Source organism: Massilia sp. Mn16-1_5, assembly GCF_004798585.1.
GTDB lineage: Bacteria > Pseudomonadota > Gammaproteobacteria > Burkholderiales > Burkholderiaceae_D > Telluria.
This window is the reverse complement of sequence record NZ_PPXQ01000021.1, coordinates 1-16,193: the sequence shown is the minus strand read 5'-3', so window position 1 is coordinate 16,193 and position 16,193 is coordinate 1. Positions and strand designations below refer to the sequence as shown.

17 protein-coding genes are annotated in these 16,193 nt (G+C 64.1%); 12 read left to right on the top strand and 5 right to left on the bottom strand.

The features are described 5' to 3' along the window. The first annotated feature begins 39 nt into the window (after positions 1-39). Positions 40-531, top strand: coding sequence for a hypothetical protein (locus tag C2862_RS21420; protein ID WP_229467543.1), 492 nt, complete (start codon positions 40-42; stop codon positions 529-531). A gap of 67 nt (positions 532-598) precedes the next feature. Here the strand turns inward: C2862_RS21420 and C2862_RS21415 are convergent, their stop codons facing one another. The 5 genes from C2862_RS21415 to flgA form a co-directional block, all read right to left on the bottom strand. After that, positions 599-1,699 (bottom strand): M35 family metallo-endopeptidase, encoded by a 1,101-nt coding sequence (locus C2862_RS21415; protein WP_136222430.1) that lies wholly within the window; start codon positions 1,697-1,699, stop codon positions 599-601. Between the two features lie 243 nt (positions 1,700-1,942). Next, on the bottom strand, positions 1,943-2,956 hold the full coding sequence (locus tag C2862_RS21410; protein ID WP_136222428.1) for a M35 family metallo-endopeptidase: 1,014 nt from the start codon (positions 2,954-2,956) through the stop codon (positions 1,943-1,945). Between the two features lie 222 nt (positions 2,957-3,178). Continuing rightward, the gene (locus tag C2862_RS21405; protein WP_136222426.1) at positions 3,179-3,646 is read right to left on the bottom strand and encodes a flagella synthesis protein FlgN; all 468 of its coding nucleotides are present in this window, start codon (positions 3,644-3,646) and stop codon (positions 3,179-3,181) included. Positions 3,647-3,655: 9 nt separating this feature from the next. Continuing rightward, positions 3,656-3,967 carry a flagellar biosynthesis anti-sigma factor FlgM gene (gene flgM, locus C2862_RS21400; RefSeq protein ID WP_136222424.1) on the bottom strand — a complete coding sequence of 104 codons (312 nt, stop codon included), beginning with the start codon at positions 3,965-3,967 and terminating at the stop codon, positions 3,656-3,658. A gap of 146 nt (positions 3,968-4,113) precedes the next feature. After that, the gene (gene flgA, locus C2862_RS21395) at positions 4,114-4,806 is read right to left on the bottom strand and encodes a flagellar basal body P-ring formation chaperone FlgA (RefSeq protein WP_136222422.1); all 693 of its coding nucleotides are present in this window, start codon (positions 4,804-4,806) and stop codon (positions 4,114-4,116) included. A 160-nt stretch (positions 4,807-4,966) separates the two neighbouring features. Between flgA and flgB the strand changes: the two genes are divergently transcribed. From flgB to flgL, 11 genes are all read left to right on the top strand, one after another. Next, on the top strand, positions 4,967-5,389 hold the full coding sequence (gene flgB, locus C2862_RS21390) for a flagellar basal body rod protein FlgB (protein WP_136222420.1): 423 nt from the start codon (positions 4,967-4,969) through the stop codon (positions 5,387-5,389). An 8-nt stretch (positions 5,390-5,397) separates the two neighbouring features. Further along, the gene (flgC, locus tag C2862_RS21385; protein ID WP_136222418.1) at positions 5,398-5,799 is read left to right on the top strand and encodes a flagellar basal body rod protein FlgC; all 402 of its coding nucleotides are present in this window, start codon (positions 5,398-5,400) and stop codon (positions 5,797-5,799) included. Between the two features lie 17 nt (positions 5,800-5,816). Then, positions 5,817-6,515 (top strand): flagellar hook assembly protein FlgD, encoded by a 699-nt coding sequence (locus tag C2862_RS21380; protein ID WP_136222416.1) that lies wholly within the window; start codon positions 5,817-5,819, stop codon positions 6,513-6,515. Between the two features lie 33 nt (positions 6,516-6,548). Further along, positions 6,549-8,072: a flagellar hook protein FlgE gene (locus tag C2862_RS21375; protein ID WP_136222414.1), complete on the top strand. Its 1,524-nt coding sequence runs from the start codon at positions 6,549-6,551 to the stop codon at positions 8,070-8,072. A gap of 176 nt (positions 8,073-8,248) precedes the next feature. Beyond that, positions 8,249-8,989 carry a flagellar basal-body rod protein FlgF gene (gene flgF, locus C2862_RS21370; RefSeq protein WP_136222412.1) on the top strand — a complete coding sequence of 247 codons (741 nt, stop codon included), beginning with the start codon at positions 8,249-8,251 and terminating at the stop codon, positions 8,987-8,989. Between the two features lie 64 nt (positions 8,990-9,053). Next, complete coding sequence (flgG, locus tag C2862_RS21365; RefSeq protein WP_136222410.1) at positions 9,054-9,836, top strand: flagellar basal-body rod protein FlgG; 783 nt, start codon at positions 9,054-9,056, stop codon at positions 9,834-9,836. After that, entirely contained in the window at positions 9,833-10,492 is a 660-nt protein-coding gene (locus C2862_RS21360; RefSeq protein WP_136222408.1) for a flagellar basal body L-ring protein FlgH, read from the top strand. The genes flgG and C2862_RS21360 overlap by 4 nt, the downstream gene beginning before the upstream one ends. A gap of 20 nt (positions 10,493-10,512) precedes the next feature. After that, the gene (locus C2862_RS21355) at positions 10,513-11,619 is read left to right on the top strand and encodes a flagellar basal body P-ring protein FlgI (RefSeq protein WP_136222406.1); all 1,107 of its coding nucleotides are present in this window, start codon (positions 10,513-10,515) and stop codon (positions 11,617-11,619) included. A gap of 9 nt (positions 11,620-11,628) precedes the next feature. Further along, positions 11,629-12,549 carry a flagellar assembly peptidoglycan hydrolase FlgJ gene (flgJ, locus tag C2862_RS21350; RefSeq protein WP_136222405.1) on the top strand — a complete coding sequence of 307 codons (921 nt, stop codon included), beginning with the start codon at positions 11,629-11,631 and terminating at the stop codon, positions 12,547-12,549. Between the two features lie 82 nt (positions 12,550-12,631). Then, complete coding sequence (flgK, locus tag C2862_RS21345) at positions 12,632-14,590, top strand: flagellar hook-associated protein FlgK (RefSeq protein ID WP_136222403.1); 1,959 nt, start codon at positions 12,632-12,634, stop codon at positions 14,588-14,590. A gap of 20 nt (positions 14,591-14,610) precedes the next feature. Continuing rightward, positions 14,611-15,834, top strand: a complete 1,224-nt coding sequence (gene flgL, locus C2862_RS21340) for a flagellar hook-associated protein FlgL (protein ID WP_136222401.1) — start codon at positions 14,611-14,613, stop codon at positions 15,832-15,834. The last annotated feature ends 359 nt before the right edge of the window (positions 15,835-16,193 follow it).

The following is a 16,193-nucleotide window of genomic DNA, read 5'->3' as shown; positions in this document are numbered from 1 at the left end:
CACCCTACAATAGAGGCACACAAGCACATGGAGCCAAGAATGCAACGCAGACTCATCCTGCTGGCCGCGCTCGGCGTAGCCAGCTTCCTGCCCACTTTTGCCAACGCTGCCGGAGAATCCCCCGTGTCCGTCAAGCACAGCATCGATATCGAAACGCCGCCGGGCAAGGTCCTGGTCGAGCTGACCTTCACCAACCAGGGCACGAAGACGGTCTGGATTCCGCGCGAACTGGCGGCGGAGAAGGAATTGACGGGCCGCCGCTTCGACGTGCGCGACGCCGGCGGCAAGCCGGTCGCCTACACCGGCAAGATGGTCAAGCGCGCGGCGCTCACGGCCGCCGACTTCCAGCCGCTCGAGCCGGGCAAGATGCTGATGAACACCATCGACATCACCAACACCTACGCCTTCGCCAAAGGGCGGCACAACTACCACATCGGCTACACGGGCCCGGTGCTGGCGGACGTGAAGCAGCTCGACAAACAGGTCGAATTCCCGGCGCGTCCGGTGTCCTTCGTTTCCAACATCAAATAAGGCCAACAGGCGAAAAAAATCCCGGAGCAGGATGCGTCCTGCTCCGGGATTCTTCAATTCCAAAACCTTAGTTCAGCGCCGGGGTGTTCTCGGCGAAGTACTCGTGCGAGTCGGCATTGTCGACGGCCTGGGTCGGGTTGCTGATCGCCAGGCTGGCGGCGCCGCTTTGACCATAGACGTGATCGTCGGTGCCGGCTACGACATTGAAGTGGCTCATCTCATGCACCAGGGTGCCGCCCTTCGAGTCCGTGCCCGTCAGCGGTGCCGACCAGAAGGCATTGCAGACATAAATGCGGTACGGCTGGGTCGGGTACACGTAGGCGTAGTAGCTCTGCTTGCAGCTGCAATCCACCACGACGTTCTGGTTGTCGAAGGCGCTCTTGATGTTCGTGTAGTGCGACTTGACGGTCGACTGGCGCGACGAGGTCACGGTGCCGAACCATTTGGTGTAGCGCGGGCCCATCGTGGTCCTGGCCATGTAGCTGACGGAATCGTTCGACATCGACTTCGCGGCCGAGATCGCCGAGGCGATCGTGCTCTGCTGCGAGGCGGTGCAGGACGCGTAGCTGACGCCTTGCGTGGTCACCATGCCGCCGTCCGGGCGCTTGAGCGCCTGCATGATCTCCGAGCTGGAACCGCGCGGCAGGCGGCCGTCGATGTAGAACGAGGCCGTGTCCGACTGCAGCTCGCCGATGTCGGCACCCGCGGCCGCGGCCTGGGCACGGCCGTTGGCGGCGGGCAGGAACAGGTCCGGGGACGCGGTGCGGTAGCGAATCGCGTAGTCGCCGCTGACGCTCATGTCATACAGCGAAGACAATTCGACCTTCACGGTGTGCGAGGCGCCTGGTTTCAGCACGTAGTAGTCGGCCTGGGTCGGCTTGCCGCGCTTGATCAGGGCGCCGGTGTAGGCGACCTTGGCGCCGTCGCGCGTCACGTCGAACAGCGGCGCGGACAGGCCCTCGAAAGGCGTGCGCGACTTGAGCACGTACTGCGGGGTGGAGGAGGTATTGGTAATGGTGACCTTCACGACCACGTCGTCGCTCGCGCCATGCATGGTCTTCTCGGGCGCGACGCTGACCTTCACTCCGTTCGATCCTGCGTGCGCGCCGACTGCGACGCCCAGTGCTGCGATACCGAATGCCGACTTCCAGATGCTGTTCCAGCTCATGTGTCATTCTCCGTATGGTGTTTGTCGTGGCCGTGATGGCCCTTCTTTGAGGTACGGGTCGTGTAGAAAACTTAAGGCAGGCTTAACAAGACCCGAGTACATACTGCTGAATTCATAAGCCGAGAGCAATGCGATTCGCGTAATTTGTGGCGTCGAATGGCGTAAAAGTCACATTGATGCAATTTCTTTACGCTGCGCTGGATTTCTTTTCGACGCCGTGCTAGCACGTCTAGACAAGTCCCATTAATTCAGCGGCGGCGAGTTTTCGCCGAAGTATTCATGGGAATCCGCGTTGTTGACAGCGCGTTCAGGCGCCGTGCGCGCCATCTCGGCCGCGCCCTGCTGGCCATACACGTGGTCGTCGGTGCCGGCCACGACATCGAAATGGCTCATCTCGTGCAGCAGGGTGCCGCCTTGCGAGTCGGTGCCGACCAGGGGCGCCGTCCAGAAGGCATTGCAGACCCAGATCCGGTAGGGCCGGGCCGGGTAGACGTAGGCGAAATAATCCTCGTCGCAGGCGCAGTCGACCGTCACCGGCTTGGTCTCGAAGGCATCCTTGATGGCCGTGAAGTGTTTGCTGACGGTGGCCTGGCGCCCGGCGTCGAGTACGCCGAACCAGTTCACGTAGCGCCGGCCGGGTTCCTTGCCGCTCGCCATGTAGCCCAGGCCGTTGACCGCCATCGCGCCGCCGGCCGCAAGGGCGCCGGCGATCTTGTCCTGCTGGGCGTTCGAGCAGTTGGCATAGCCGGGCGCGGCGCCTTCCAGCGCGGCCGGCAGCGGCGTGCTGGTGCCGCGCGGCAGGCGGCCTTCGATGAACAGCGAGGCCGTGTTGGACGTGATGCCGCCGGTGCGCAGGGTCGCGCCCGGCGCCGCGCCGCGGTAGCGCACCGCATACGAACCGGTCGCGGCCATGTCGTAGGATCGCGACAGCTCCACCCGCGCGCTGCGGCTTTCTCCCGGCGCCAGCAGCAGCATGTCCGCCTCCTGCGGCGCCCGCCGCTTCACCACGCGGCCCAGGTAGCGCACCGGCTGGCCGTCGCGCGTGATCTCGAACAGGGCGCCCTCGGCCGGGCCAAAGGGCGTGCGGCCCATGGCGATACGTTCCGGCGCGTTGCCGGTATTCGTCATGGTGATGTTGACGACAACCTCGTCGCGCTTGCCGAGACTGGCGCGCTCGGGCGTGATGGTGACGGCGATGTCGGCGTAGGCGGGCAGGGTGCTGGCGAGCAGCAGGGTGGCAAGGATGGTGCGGTGCATGGATTCCTCCGTCAGGTAATGACAATCAGGAATACTGTCCGCTTGTGGTAATGGTTGAGCTTGCGTTACAGCAAGCTCTCGTAGGGTGGGCGCCCCGTGCCCACGCTCTTGCGTGTTCATGCAACAGTCGGTGCGGCAACGCGTCCCGGTGGGCACGGGGCGCCCACCCTACAAAAGCAATAACGGCCGCATCAGCGGCCGTTATGAAGAGAGAAGGTATTTTTAGCCCAGCACGAAGCGCCGCGAAGGCGCGCTGCCGAAGGTCTGTCCCTTGGCGCCATACAAGGTCGCTTCCGGTGCCGCCGTCGGGGTGCGCAGGGCGTTCAGCACGGTCTGGTTATGCGCCATTTGCCGGTTGATCAGCATGCCGTTGACGCGATTCAGTTCCTTGGCTTCGGCAGTCAAAGCCAGCAGGGCCGACCAGGCAGCGCGGGAGGCGTCGTCGCCCTGGGCCGCCAGCCAGGGTTCCATCCCTGCTTCCGAAGAAACGAATCCGGCGCTGCCGAGGGCGCCATGGCGCTGGCGCGACAGTTGCGCCAGTTCCTGCACCAGGGCCGCCTTGCGCGCCGTCAGTTCGGCCAGTCCGTCCGCATCCGCCGCCACCAGGAATTGCTGTTCCTGCTTCATCAATTCCACCAGCGCTTCGATGCGCTCGTGTTCTGCGGGGAGGGTGGCGTTCGGACGGGTCATAAAAGATCGTTATCGGTTGCGTGAGTGGAGCAGGTCGCGCACGGTATCGAGCAAGCCGTCCGCGATCCTTTCGGAGTTGACCTGGAACTGCCCATCGGCAATTGCCATCTTAATACGTTCAACTTTCTTGGCGTCGAAGACCTGGTTCGCGCTCGAGGCGCCGCTGGCGCCTTGCGCCTGCGAAGACAGGCGCACGCTGTCGGTCTGCGTCTGGGTCGGCGCCGCGGTCGCCGCGGCCTTTTCGGCCTGCTTGGCGTTCGCCGCCGTCGTGTTCTGAAGCTGTTGGGCTGGCGTGCCCTTGAGGGTATCGTTAATTTTCACAGCATTATCCTTCTCGGTGCGGAGCAGGAACTCCGGGATCTGCAGTCTGTAACGGCTGTTCGCCCACAAACTTTAGCGCCGATCGCTATTCCGGGAAGTTTTTTTATTACTTTCTTGGCAGTAATTTTTCTGCGCTAATCAGCTCCTTACAATGCCACCTCGACAATACCGCCCATCCTTGCCGTGCCGCTGATGATCGCCCCGCGCGGGGTGCGCACCTGCACCACTTGTCCCTCGCCCGCGTTGCCGATCGCCTTGCCTTCGCCCGACACCGAAAAATTCTCGCCGCGCGACACGATGCGCACCGCCTGGTTCTGCTGCACTACCGGTTTGCTCTTCAACGCGTCCAGCCGCAGCGGCGTGCCGGCCGGCAGCGACACGGTCGGCGTGCGTCCGATCGCCTGCGCCATGTCGGTGATGATCCCGTTCGGCATGGCCGCGATGTCGCCCTGCATGGTGGTCAGCTGGCCGGCGTCGATGGCCTGGCCCTGGGCCAGCGGCACGGCAGCGGTAACGTAATCGGCCAGCACGCTCACCTGCGCCTGCAGGAACACGGTCCAGGCGGGCGCCGTGCAGCGCACGCCGACCGTGGTCTTGCCCCAGGGGCGGGCGCCCGGCTGCTGGAAGGCTTCCGGCGCCGGACAGGCCGCCAGCGACAGGCGCGGATCGACCGCACCCATCTTGACGGTGACCTTGCCTGGCAGGCCGGCGCTTTGCGTCTGCAAATAGTTTTCGGCCAACTTGCGCAGGGCGGCGCCGTCCTGGCGCGCGCCGCTTTGGGCAAACGCCAGCGGCGCAGCCAGCAGCAAGACAGCGAATAGCCTGAATTTCTTGAACATGAGAGCCTGGCCCTTTCGTAATGGCTGCCATCTTAGGCGGGTTGATGCCACAGCGAAACTTTGAATAGGGGGGTATTGCCGGTACTAATCCATCGATTGGCTTTTGTTGCCCAAACGTATGATTCACGCTGTCCCAACAAGAAATCTGCCCGGAGGCGGCATGATCGGCAAACTCGACAACTACTTACGCTTCAACGAAACCGCGCTCTCCCTGCGAGCCCAGCGCCAGGAACTGATCGCGTCCAACATCGCCAACGCCGATACCCCGAACTTCAAGGCGCGCGACATCGACTTCGCCAGCGCTATGCAGGGCGCGATGGCAAAAGCCAACCCGGCCGCCGCGAATCCGCTGGCGGCCACCAACAAGAACCACATCCAGCCCGCCGCGGACGGCAAGGCGCTGCCCGACGGCACCCCGGTGCTGTACCGCGGCGTGGTGCAGGGGGCGGTCGACGGCAACACGGTCGACATGGACGTCGAGCGCAACCAGTTCGCCGACAATGCGCTGCGCTACGAAGCCGGCATCACGATGATCAACCACCAGATCCGCGGCCTGATGGCGGCGATCCAGAACGGTCAATAAGGTCAATCATGTCTCTCTTCAATATCTTCAACGTCTCCGGCTCGGCCATGAGTGCCCAGGCCCAGCGCCTGAACACGGTCGCCAGCAACCTCGCCAACGTCGACAGCGCCACCTCGAGCACGGGCGAAGCCTACCGCGCCAAGCAGGTCGTCTTCGAAGCGGTCCCGATGACCACCGGCGGCACCGGCGTCAAGGTGAAGGAAGTCGTCAACGATCCCTCGCCGATGAAACAGGTCTACGACCCCAAGCACCCGATGGCCGACGAGAAGGGCTATGTGACGATGCCGAACGTGAACCCGGTGGACGAGATGGTGAACATGCTGTCGGCCTCGCGTTCCTACCAGAACAACGTCGAAACGATGAACGCGGCGAAAAGCATGCTGCTGAAAACCCTGACCCTCGGTCAATAATCAAGCGAGACCAATAAATGACCACCGTCAATTCCGCCGCCGGCGGCTCCACCTCCATCACCGACCTGATGGCGACCATGAACGCCAAGCCGGCCACCGCCACCGACAGCGTGCAAGCCGACACCGACAAGTTCATGACCCTGCTCGTCACGCAGCTGAAGAACCAGGATCCGCTGAACCCGCTGGACAACGCCCAGGTGACGAGCCAGCTGGCCCAGCTGCAGACCGTGACCGGCGTGAACAAGCTCAACGAGACCCTGGAAACCCTGAAGTCGAGCTACCAGTCGAGCGAGGCGATGCAGGCGACCAGCCTGATCGGCCACGGCGTGCTGGTCGAAGGCAATACCTTGACGCTCTCCGGCGGCAAGTCGGTGTTCGGCGTCGACCTTGCCACCGATGCCGACAACGTGCAGGTGGTCGTCACCGACCCGCGCACCGGCAAGGATGTGGCCACCATCGACCTCGGTTCGGCCGAGGCGGGCGCCATGCCGCTGGCCTGGGACGGCAGCAGCGACGCGATCGATGCCGCCACCCTGGCGGACGGCAAGTACAGCTTCCGCGTCGTCGCCACCCGCGGCGGCCAGCCGCTGACCGACGTGAAGGCCCTGACCATCGACACGGTCGCCAGCGTCAGCACGAATACGAAGGACGGCGTCAAGCTGAACCTCGCCGGAGCCGGTTCCATCGGGCTGTCCGACATCCACCAAGTTCTGTAAGCAAGCCGCAACACATCTTTTTCGGAGAATCACATGTCTTTCCAACAAGGCCTGAGCGGCTTGAACGGCGCAGCCAAATCCCTGGACGTCATCGGTAACAACATCGCCAATGCCAGCACGGTCGGCTTCAAGGGCGCCCAGGCGCAGTTCGCCGACGTCTACGCCAGCTCGCTGAACGGCGCCGGCGGCGTGACGGCCGGTATCGGCACCAAGGTCTCGCAGATCGCCCAGCAGTTCACGCAAGGCAATATCGAATCCTCGAACAACTCGCTCGACGTCGCCATCAACGGCCAGGGCTTCTTCCGTACCGTGTCCTCGGGCATGGTGCAGTACACCCGCAACGGCCAGTTCTCGCTCGACAAGGACGGCTTCATGACCAACGCGCAGGGCGCCAAGCTGACCGGTTACGGCACCGGCCCGAGCGGCGAAATCCTGGCCGGCGCCCCGATTCCCCTGCAGATCAGCACCACCGACCTGAAGCCGGTCTCGACCAGCAAGGTCGGCATCGAGATGAACCTCGATTCGCGCGTGGCCGCCCCGAGCGTGACCCCGTTCGACGCCACCGACCCGAACAGCTACAACAAGCAGTCGCCGGTCGACGTCTACGACACCCTGGGCAACCCGCACGTGCTGTCGACCTTCTATGTGAAGAACGGCTCCGGCACCTGGGACGTGTACGCTGCCAACGACGGCGTCGAAGTAACGAACCTGAAAGTGGCGCAAAGTTCGCAGACCGATGCGGCGACCGTTGCCGCACGCGCCGCCTGGGATGCGGCTACCAAGGCCATCCCGCCGGTCGCAGCGACGATCGCCACCGCACTGGCCAACTACGCCGCCGCGGCATCGGCCTCCGTCTCGGCTGCGGCTGGCGGCGCCGGCGCCGATGCCGCTACCCAGGCAGCGATCACCGCCGCCGGTACCGATGCGGCCAAGGTGGCGGGCAACACGCCGGACCTGGTCGACAAGGCGATCATGGCCTCGGTCAAGGTGCCCGCGGTCCCGGTCGGCACCCTGCGCTTCGACGAAAACGGCGCCCTGAACGCGGCGACCACGCTCAACGCCGGCAAGTTCAGCCTCGACCTGCCGATCTACCCGTCGACCGGTTCCGAGCCGACCCAGACGATGGAAATCGCCTTCACCGGCACCACGCAATACGGTACCGCGACCAGCGACAAGAAGCTGGTGCAGGACGGCTACACGGCCGGCCACCTGCAGCGCTTCTCGATCGGCAAGGAGGGCATCATCCTCGGCCAGTACAGCAACGGCCAGAGCAAGCCGCTGGGCCAGGTCGTGCTGGCGAACTTCGCCAACGCCAACGGCCTCGAGCCGCTCGGCAACAATGCCTGGGCCGAATCCGCCAACTCGGGCACGCCATTGGTCGGCACCCCGAACACCGGCAGCTTCGGCGTGATGCAGTCCTCGGCCGTCGAAACCTCGAACGTCGACCTGACGGCGGAACTGGTCAACATGATCACGGCGCAGCGCGTGTACCAGGCGAATGCGCAGACCATCAAGACGCAGGATTCGGTGTTGCAGACGCTGGTGAGCCTGCGCTAATCGATAACGTGACGCCGTCGGGCGGCATGCGGTGAACGCGGGCATGCCCGCCCTACGGTGCGCCACCGTCCGTTGCAGGTTCATGGGGCCGTGGCGTAACGTAGGGCGGGCATGCCCGCGGACGGAAATGCCGCACACCGAAACGCATGAAAACGGCACGAACAAGGGAATAACAAATGGATCGCTTAATTTATACCGCCGGCTCCGGCGCCAAGCACATCCTCGAGCAGCAGGCCACGACCTCGAACAACATGGCCAACCTGAACACCACAGGTTTCCGTGCCCAGCTCGACACCTTCCGCGCCGTGCCGGTGCAAAGCGAAGGCTTGCCGACGCGTACCTTCGTCGTCAACAACACGGTCGGCGCCGATTTTTCGTCCGGCCCGCTGCAGCTGACCGGCCGCGATCTCGACGTCGCGATCAAAGGCCCGGGCTGGATCGCCGTGCAGAATGCGGACGGCAGCGAAGCCTATACCCGCAACGGCGCCCTGCAGATGAGCCCGAACGGCGTGCTGACCACGACTTCCGGCCAGACCATCGCGGGCGAGGGCGGTCCGATCACGATTCCGCCGGATGTCACGGTGACGGTTGGCGGCGACGGCACGATTTCCACGGTGTCGAACGCCGAGCGTCCGGCCGCACCCGTGATCCTGGGCCGCATCAAGCTGGTGAACCCGCCCGAGAAGGACCTGGTGCGCGGCGACGACGGCCTGTTCCGCCTGAAGGACGGCGCGAATGCCCAGCCCGACGCGGCTGTGCGCGTCGCCGGCGGCGCGCTGGAAGGCAGTAACGTGAATGCCGTCGATGCCATGGTGTCCATGATCGGCCTCGCGCGTTCCTTCGAGACGCAAATGAGCCTGATGAAGAACGCCGAGAATAACGCCGCGAAAGCCAGTCAGATCCTTGCTTTGAACTAAGTGTTTCTCCAGCATAATTCTCCTATAGATGGCGGCCTTCGGTTGCCGCCAATAGGAGAAACCCATGATTCGTTCGCTGTTTATCGCCAAGACCGGCCTCGAAGCGCAGCAAACCAACCTCGACGTCATCACCAACAACCTCGCCAACGTCAGCACCAACGGCTTCAAGCGTTCGCGTGCGGTGTTCGAGGACCTGCTGTACCAGACCGTGCGCCAGCCCGGCGCCCAATCCTCGCAGCAAACCAACCTGCCATCCGGCCTGCAGCTCGGTACCGGTGTGCGCGCCGTCTCGACCGAACGCATCTTCACCCAGGGTAATCCCCAGCAGACCGGCAACTCGAAGGACGTGATGGTCAATGGCGCGGGTTTCTTCCCGGTGCTGCTGCCTGACGGCACCCAGGCCTATACCCGCGACGGCTCCTTCCAGACCGATGCCAACGGCACCCTGGTCACCTCCAGCGGCTATCCTGTGCAGCCGCCGATCACGGTGCCCGCGAACGCCGAATCGATCACGGTCGGCCGCGACGGCACCGTGTCCGTCAAAACGGCCGGCAGCACCGCCACCACCCAGATCGGCAACCTGCAATTGATGACCTTCGTGAATCCGGCCGGCCTGGAATCGAAGGGCGAGAACCTGTACCTGGAAACGACCGCCTCGGGCAACCCGAACGCGAACACCCCGGGCACCAATGGCGCCGGCGTCCTGATGCAGGGTTTCGTGGAAACCTCGAACGTCAACGTGGTCGAGGAAATGGTCAACATGATCCAGACCCAGCGCGCCTACGAGATCAACAGCAAGGCGATCACCACCTCCGACCAGATGCTGCAGAAACTGTCCCAGCTATGAAAACGCTTCTTTTCACGCTCGTCCTGGCGGGTTTGTCCACCATCGTGGGCGGTTGCGCGGTTACTCCCAGCACCATCGTGCAGGAAACCCGCAGCGCGCGTCCGGCCCTGGCCGAAGTCGCGCCGCCCACCGATGGCGCCATCTACAACGCGGCCAAATACCGCCCGATGTTCGAAGACCGCCGCGCGCGCCAGATCGGCGACCTCTTGACGATCAACATCGTCGAAAAGACCTCGGCCAACAAGGCGGGAACGAGCTCGGGCAACAAGTCGGGCAGCGCCAGCTTCGGTTTGCCGGGTCCGCTGCAATCGAAACTGGGCGCCAACGTGGCCACCGAAGGCGGCATCAAGTTTGCCGACGGCGACAACCAGAGCGCCAGCAACGCCTTCACCGGCACGATCGGCGTGACCGTCACCGAGGTGCTCTCGAACGGCAACCTGATCGTCGCCGGCGAGAAGCAGGTCGCGATGAACAAGGGCATCGAGTTCATCCGCTTCTCGGGCATGGTCAGCCCCGACACGATCCAGAACGGCAACGTCGTCTCGTCGACGGTCGTGGCCGACGCCCGCGTCGAATACCGCACCAACAGCCGTATCGACAAAGCCGAAGTCAATTCGATGATGTCGCGTTTCTTCCAGTCGCTGCTGCCGTTTTAATTAAAGTTCAAGGACCGATCATGCGTTTCGCTTTCCCGCTGCTGACTCTCTGCGCCGCCCTCGTTGCCACCATGCCTGCCGCTCACGCCGAGCGCCTGAAGGACATGGCCAGCATCGCCGGCGTGCGCCAGAACCAGTTGTCGGGTTACGGCCTCGTGGTCGGTCTCGACGGTACCGGCGACCAGACCAGCCAGACCCCATTCACGGTGCAGTCGATCATCGCCATGCTGCAGCAGAAGGGCGTCAATTTGCCGCCGACCGGCCAGCTGCAACTGAAGAACGTCGCCGCCGTGATGGTTACGACTTCGCTGCCGGCCTTTGCCCAGCCGGGCCAGACCATCGACATCACGGTCTCCTCGATCGGTAACGCGAAAAGCCTGCGCGGCGGTACCTTGCTGATGACCCCGCTGCACGGCGCCGACGGCCAGGTCTACGCCATGGCCCAGGGTAACGTGCTGGTCGGCGGCGCCGGCGCCTCCGCCGGCGGCGCCCAGACCACGGTGAATCACCTGTCGGTCGGCAAAATTTCGGCCGGCGCCACCGTCGAAAAGGCGGTCGCCTCGAACCTCGGTGAAAACAACCAGATCCGCCTGGAGCTGAACCAGACCGACTTCGCCACCGCCAGCCGCGTCGTGCAAGCCCTGAACGACCAGTTCGGCGTCGGTACCGCCACCGCGCTGGACGGCCGCGTGATCCGCGTGCGCACCCCGGCCTCGTCGGACGCGCGCGTGAGCTTCATCGGCCTGATGGAAAACATCGACGTCAAGCCGGCGGCAGCGGCCGCCAAGGTGATCCTGAACGCCCGCACCGGCTCCGTGGTGATGAACCAGGCCGTCACCCTCGACACCTGCGCCATCTCGCACGGCAACCTGTCGGTGACGATCGGCGCCGACACGAATGTCAGCCAGCCGGCGCCGGGTTCGCGCGGCCAGACGGTCGTCACCCAGACGCCGAGCGTGGAAATCAAGAAGGATCCGGGCAAGGTGCTGCTGGTGAAAGGCGGCGCCTCGCTGGCCGAAGTGGTAAAAGCCATGAACTCGATCGGCGCCACCCCGCAAGACCTGCTCGCCATCCTGCAAGCCCTGAAGGCGGCCGGCTCGCTGCGCGCCGAACTCGAAATCATCTAAGGACCGGCCATGCTCCCCAACCAGAACAAGGTCGTCAGCAGCTTCGCGCTCGATACCCAGGGTCTCGGCGACCTCAAGCGTTCGGCCAAGACCGGCTCCGCCGAAGCCACCCGCGGCGCGGCCCAGCAGTTCGAGGCGCTGTTCATCAACCAGATGATGAAGAGCATGCGCGACGCCACGCCCTCCGACGGCCTGATGGACAACCAGCAGACCAAGATGTTTACCGGCATGCTCGACCAGCAGCTGAGCCAGAACATGGCCAAGCGCGGCATGGGCCTGGCCGACGTGCTGGTGCGCCAACTCTCGAGCCAGAACGATGCCAAGGCGCTCGCCATCGGCGGTGTCGATGGCGCAGCAGGCACGAACGGTGCGGCCAGCGCGATCGACATCCCGCTGCTGCAGAAGAATGCCGGTCCATTGAAGGGCACGGATGTCCAGACCAACGGCATCAGCGCCAGCGGCCGCACCCAGGCGCCGCACGTGCGCGCCTTCCAGGAAAAGCTCGGCGAGCATGCGGCGCAAGCCGAAGCGGCGACCGGCGTGCCGGCCAAATTCATGCTCGGCCAGGCCGCGCTGGAAACGGGCTGGGGCAAGCGCATGATCCGCAATGCAGATGGGTCGAATGCCAACAACCTGTTCGGCATCAAGGCCGGTCCGAACTGGAAGGGCAAGGTCGCCACCGCCGTGACGGTCGAGTACGTGAATGGCCAGCCGCACCAGAAGATCCAGCGCTTCCGTTCCTACGACACGCCGGCTGATTCGTTCAAGGACTACGCGCGCATGATCGCGAACAACCCGCGCTACGAGAAAGTGCTGAACCACGCCGGCGACCCCGCCGCCTTCGCCCACGGCCTGCAGCGCGCCGGCTATGCGACCGACCCGCAGTATGGCGCCAAGCTGTCGAAGATTATCAAACATTCATTGGCATAAAAACATGGCAGTAGCGTGTTTGGACAATATTCAAGTTTTGCCACGCGCTGCCGTAGAAGAACATAGACCATAGAGAAACGACATGTCCGGAAATCTCCTCAGCATCGGTAAAAGTGGCTTGTTCGCGGCGCAGACCGCGCTGGCCACGACCGGCCATAACATCACCAACGCCAACGTGGAAGGCTACAGCCGCCAGGGCGTGGTGCAGGCCAACTCGACCGCGATGGAGACCGGCGTCGGTTTCACCGGTACCGGCACCAAGGTCGCCGAGATCAAGCGCTACAGCGACGATTTCCTGAACAACCAGGTGCGCACGGCCACCGCCTCGACGGCCTCGCTGGACGCCTATTACGCCCAGGTCAGCCAGATCGACAACCTGCTGGCCGACACCACTTCCGGCCTGTCGCCGGCGATCCAGAACTTCTTCTCGGCCGTGCAGGACGTGACCGGCAACGGCGCCTCGATCCCGTCGCGCCAGGCCCTGATGTCGGCGGCGGAGACGCTGGCGGGCAGCTTCCAGCAGATCGACGCGCGCCTGGAAGAGATCGGCGAAGGCGTGAACAGCCAGATCGAGACCAACGTCAACCTGATCAATACCTACGCCAAGCAGATCGCCGAGATCAATTCGAAAATCGGCTCCTACGGCTCGACCGAGCAGCGCCAGCCGAACGACCTGCTCGACCAGCGCGACCAGCTCATCATGGAGCTGAACAAGCACGTCAAGGCCAGCGTCACGGCCGGCAGCAACAATGCGCTGAACGTCTCGATCGGCAACGGCCAGCCCCTGGTCGTCGGCCAGCAGGCCTTCCAGCTGGCGACGATGAAGACGCCGACCGACCTGACGCGCCTGACGGTGGGCTACGTCACCGGCGACAAGGTTACCCAGTTGCCGGAAAACGCCCTCACAGGCGGCGAACTGGGCGGCATGCTGGAGTTCCGCACGAATACCCTGGACCGCGTGCAGAACCAGATCGGCCGCCTCGCGCTCGGCATGGCGATGACTTTCAACGACCAGCACAAGCTGGGCATCGACAGCAATGGCCTGCAGGGCAAGGATTTCTTCGTGCAGGCCCCGGCCTTTGTCACCGCGGCCGTCGACAACGCCAAGACCAGCACCGCCAAGGTCGGCGCGCAGGTCCTTGATCCGACCAAGCTGACCGACAGCGACTACAAGGTCGAATCCGACGGCAGCAGCTTCTTTGTCACGCGCATGTCCGACAACACGCGCACCAAGATCGATCCATACAACGCGGCCGGTACCACCCAGACCATCGACGGCGTCGCGTTTAGCTTCTCCGGCACGGCCGCGTCGGGTGACAACTACCTGGTGCGCCCGACCGCGAACGGCGCCTCCGGTTTCCAGATGGCGCTGTCCGACGTCAGCGAGATCGCCGCCGGCACCCCGATCGCGACCAGCGCCCCGATCGCCAACAAGGGCACGGGCCAGATCAGCGCAGGCAGCGTGAGCAGCAGCTATTTCACGGCGCCGCCGACGCTGCCGGTGACGCTCAGCTATGACAGTGCGAGCGGCGGCCAGCTGACCGGTTTCCCGGCCGGCGCCACGGTCACCATGACCCTGAACGGCACCACCACCACCCACACGGGCGGCAGCGCACCGTTCAAGGCCGGCGCCAGCTACAGCTTTTCGGGCGTGAACCTGACGATGTCGGGCGTGCCGCAGCAGGGCGACAGTTTTGCGATTGCCGCCAACACGGCCGGCACTGCCGATACCCGCAACATCCAGGCGCTCGGCGCCCTGCAGACCAAGAACATTTTTAATGGCAACAGCGCCACTTACCAGTCGGCCTTTGCCCAGACCGTCAGCGCGGTCGGCAACAAGACGCGCGAAGTGCAGGTGAACGCCAGCGCCGGCGCGGCCCTGCTCAAGCAGGTGCAGGGCGCGGCCTCGGACGTGTCGGGCGTGAACCTGGACGAGGAAGCGACCAACCTGCTGAAGTACCAGCAGGCCTACCAGGCCGCCGGCAAGGTCATGCAGATCGCCAACACCATCTTCGACACGCTGCTGTCGATCGGACGCTAAGCACAGCGGGAGAATAAGAAATGCGCATCAGCACCCGAACCATCTACGAGAACGCGACGACCCAGCTCAACACGCTGCAGTCGGGCATGGCGCGCACCCAGACCCAGCTGGCGACCAACAAGCGCATGCTGACTGCGGCCGACGACCCGATCGCCTCGGCGCGCGCGCTGGAGGTGACGCAGTCGAAGTCGCTCAACAACCAGTACGCGACCAACCGCTCGAACGCGAACAGCTCGCTGGCGCTGGTCGAAGGCGCACTCAGCGACAGCGGCGACCTGCTGATGGACGTGCAAACGCTCGTGGTGCAAGCCGGCAACGGCACGCTGTCGAAGGCCGACCGCCTGATGATCGCCACCGAGATCGAAGGGCGCATGCACGACCTGCTTGGCGTGGCCAACACCGCCGACGGTTCGGGCGGCTACCTGTTCTCGGGCTATCGCGGCACCACCGTGCCCTTCATCCAGACCGACACCGGCGCGACTTACCAGGGCGACCAGGGCCAGCGCAAGCTCCAGGTCGGCTCCTCGCGCTCGATCGCGATCAGCGACTCGGGCAGCTCGATTTTCGAGAACAACCGCACCGGCAACGGCAGCTACCAGACCGTGGTCGGCGCCAACAACAAGGGCACGGGCATTGCCGTCACCGGTTCCGTGTCGGACGCATCCAAGCTCACCGGCCACAACTACACGCTGGAATTCAAGGTGACGGGCAACCCGGCCGTGACCACGTATTCCGTGATCGACGGCAGCGGCAGCCCGGCCGGTCCTTTGCCGACCAACGAACCGTATGTGGCCGGCAAGCAGATCACCTTCGACGGCACCTCGTTCTCGATCACCGGCGAGCCGGCCGACGGCGACAAGTTCGAGGTCAAGCCGAGCGAAAAGGAATCGATCTTCACGACCCTGACCTCGCTGGTGAGCGCCCTGCGCGAGGCCGGCGAAGACAAGACCAGCCTGGCCACGCTGTCGAACAAGCTGAACACGGCCCACGAAGGCCTGAAATCCTCGCTCGACAACATCCTGACGGTACGCGCCTCGGTCGGCTCGCGCATGAAGGAACTCGACTACCTCGACAACTCCGGCGCCGACCTCGGCATCCAGTACGACGCCACGCTGTCGAAGCTGCAGGACCTGGACATGGTCAAGGCGATCTCGCAGTACGCGACCCAGCAGCAGACCCTGGAAGCGGCGCAGAAGTCGTTCAAGACGATGTCGGGGCTGTCGCTGTTCAACTACATCGGCTAAGGCTCGCGGTGGCGTAACACGTAGGGTGGAGTCCCGACTCCACGCGGTGATACGTAGTTATGTAGGGTGGAGTCCTGACTCCACGCGTGGATAGGTGACCACAAGATCAGCGCGCACGAAATCGGAGCCGGTACGTATCACCGCGTGGAGTCAGGACTGTTTAGCACAGAGACATAGGTAACACCTGTCTAGAGACATAGGTAACACTTTTATGATCATTGCACAGCCAACAAATGGAGTGTGCGATGCCTTGGAAAGAATGTTCCCAGATGTCTTCTAAACTCGAGTTCGCAATGTTGGCGGCAGAGCCCAATATCGACATGCAGGCCCTGTGCCGGTCTTTCGGCGTCAGCCGAAAG

What these genes read in the sequence shown, in the direction of transcription:
- C2862_RS21420 (WP_229467543.1), top strand. Translation starts at nt 40, where the DNA reads ATGCAACGCAGACTCATCCTGCTGGCCGCGCTCGGCGTAGCCAGCTTC.
- C2862_RS21415 (WP_136222430.1), bottom strand. Translation starts at nt 1,699, where the DNA reads ATGAGCTGGAACAGCATCTGGAAGTCGGCATTCGGTATCGCAGCACTG.
- C2862_RS21410 (WP_136222428.1), bottom strand. Translation starts at nt 2,956, where the DNA reads ATGCACCGCACCATCCTTGCCACCCTGCTGCTCGCCAGCACCCTGCCC.
- C2862_RS21405 (WP_136222426.1), bottom strand. Translation starts at nt 3,646, where the DNA reads ATGACCCGTCCGAACGCCACCCTCCCCGCAGAACACGAGCGCATCGAA.
- flgA (WP_136222422.1), bottom strand. Translation starts at nt 4,806, where the DNA reads ATGTTCAAGAAATTCAGGCTATTCGCTGTCTTGCTGCTGGCTGCGCCG.
- flgB (WP_136222420.1), top strand. Translation starts at nt 4,967, where the DNA reads ATGATCGGCAAACTCGACAACTACTTACGCTTCAACGAAACCGCGCTC.
- flgC (WP_136222418.1), top strand. Translation starts at nt 5,398, where the DNA reads ATGTCTCTCTTCAATATCTTCAACGTCTCCGGCTCGGCCATGAGTGCC.
- C2862_RS21380 (WP_136222416.1), top strand. Translation starts at nt 5,817, where the DNA reads ATGACCACCGTCAATTCCGCCGCCGGCGGCTCCACCTCCATCACCGAC.
- C2862_RS21375 (WP_136222414.1), top strand. Translation starts at nt 6,549, where the DNA reads ATGTCTTTCCAACAAGGCCTGAGCGGCTTGAACGGCGCAGCCAAATCC.
- flgF (WP_136222412.1), top strand. Translation starts at nt 8,249, where the DNA reads ATGGATCGCTTAATTTATACCGCCGGCTCCGGCGCCAAGCACATCCTC.
- flgG (WP_136222410.1), top strand. Translation starts at nt 9,054, where the DNA reads ATGATTCGTTCGCTGTTTATCGCCAAGACCGGCCTCGAAGCGCAGCAA.
- C2862_RS21360 (WP_136222408.1), top strand. Translation starts at nt 9,833, where the DNA reads ATGAAAACGCTTCTTTTCACGCTCGTCCTGGCGGGTTTGTCCACCATC.
- C2862_RS21355 (WP_136222406.1), top strand. Translation starts at nt 10,513, where the DNA reads ATGCGTTTCGCTTTCCCGCTGCTGACTCTCTGCGCCGCCCTCGTTGCC.
- flgJ (WP_136222405.1), top strand. Translation starts at nt 11,629, where the DNA reads ATGCTCCCCAACCAGAACAAGGTCGTCAGCAGCTTCGCGCTCGATACC.
- flgK (WP_136222403.1), top strand. Translation starts at nt 12,632, where the DNA reads ATGTCCGGAAATCTCCTCAGCATCGGTAAAAGTGGCTTGTTCGCGGCG.
- flgL (WP_136222401.1), top strand. Translation starts at nt 14,611, where the DNA reads ATGCGCATCAGCACCCGAACCATCTACGAGAACGCGACGACCCAGCTC.